Raw genomic sequence first — 1,536 nt, 5'->3', positions numbered from 1 at the left:
CTATAGTTTTGTCAACTGGGCAATGCTGTTTTCGAGATTGAATCGCGACATGCTAACGCCAGGCCTTTCGGCCGATGGGCTCCAATCTGTTCGGAGCGCTTCGACTAGGCGGCGTAGGGCACCCTGTCCCGCATGATCGCGTAGATGACCTTCAGCCTCTTTCGTGCCAGCGCCTTGAGCGCCTTGCCGTGCGGCATGCCCCGCTCTCGGCACCTAGCGTAGTAATCGCCCCATCTTCCCTCTGTCCGGGTAAGGCAGTTGCACGAGAATATGAGCAGGTTCTTCAGCCTCTTGTTGCCTTGGCGCGATGCCGTCACCGAGGAGATCGAGGTCCCCGACTGGCGGTTGCGCGGCGCCAGGCCGCAGTACGACGCGAGCCTGTCGTGGCTTGGGAAGTCTTCGATATCTATGGAGATCGCGAGCTCGGAAGCGGTTTTGGGGCCGATCCCCGGCACCGTCAGGAGGCATCGGTAGGTATCGTCGCCCTCGAGGAGGGCGGATATCTCCGCCGTGATCACATCGATCTCCGCCGAGTTCTCGGAGATCCTGCGCGCGAGCAGCCTCACCGCCCGGTCCTCGGCGGCGATGGCCGCCGCGTCCGGCCTTGTCGAGGAGGCCGTCGAGCGGACGAGGGCCTCGATCTTGCCGCGCGCCGCCCCGCGCGTGAGCGCCGCCGCCCTGCGGGGCCCGGCGTCGGCCACCGACCAGGCCCCGCCGAGGGATGCCATGAGCCTCAGCTGGGGACCGTCGGACAGGTCGACCAACGCCTCGAAGGCGGGGCACGATTCCAGCAGGATGCTGCGCAGCCGGTTCTTGCTCCTGGTGTTTTCGCAGGTCAGGAAGTTTCTCTGGGCGGCCAGCGCCCTCGCCGCCGCGACCGTCGGGCCCGGATCCCCGACCGGCAGGAGTGCGTCGGGGATGCCCAGCGCCGTCTTCGCGATGACCATTGCGTCCCGCTCGTCGGTCTTGGCGTCGCCGGCGAAGAGCCTGGCGGCCCCGTGTGCCGCGAGTCCCGGCAGGTACGCCGCCGACATCCCGGCCGCCTTGGCGCGGGCGAGCGCGAGGGCGCCTATGTTGCGCGACTGGTCGACGACCACGAGCGCGTCGGGGAAGCGGCCGAACAGCGAGTCCAGATCGCCCTCCCTGTTCGCGACGGGGGCGCTCAGCAGTATCTCGCCGTCCCGGGTCGCGACGCATGCCCAATGGGACAATTTCCCGACATCGAGCCCGATGACGGCTTCCGGCATTCTAGGTGGTGCCACGGTGTTATCCTCCAATCGGTAGGCCGATCGGAACCCCTCCCTGCGACACCCACATTACCTGGCCGTGGCGCTTGCGCCCGGCAGTTTCCTATCAGTCGTCCGGAGCGGCGAGCGCCCCCGGTGGCAACACCCCCCGGGCCCTCTACGGGGCAGGGGCAGACGGCCATCCGGAGGCGCCCGATCGGCGGCCCCTCGGGGCTTGCCCGTATCGTAGGCAATGCGCCGAATGCTCGCCATCGAAATTTATCGGTGGCCCACTTCAGACTGTAATGGG

1 protein-coding gene is annotated in these 1,536 nt (G+C 67.4%); it reads right to left on the bottom strand.

From position 1 onward, the window contains the following. Positions 1-104: 104 nt before the first annotated feature. Positions 105-1,262: an IS110 family transposase gene (locus tag DW899_RS05405; protein WP_225093533.1), complete on the bottom strand. Its 1,158-nt coding sequence runs from the start codon at positions 1,260-1,262 to the stop codon at positions 105-107. Positions 1,263-1,536: the final 274 nt, after the last annotated feature.

The sequence above is a fragment of the Collinsella sp. AM41-2BH genome (assembly GCF_003468085.1).
Taxonomy (GTDB): Bacteria; Actinomycetota; Coriobacteriia; order Coriobacteriales; family Coriobacteriaceae; genus Collinsella.
This window is presented reverse-complemented; position numbering and strand designations above follow the sequence as displayed.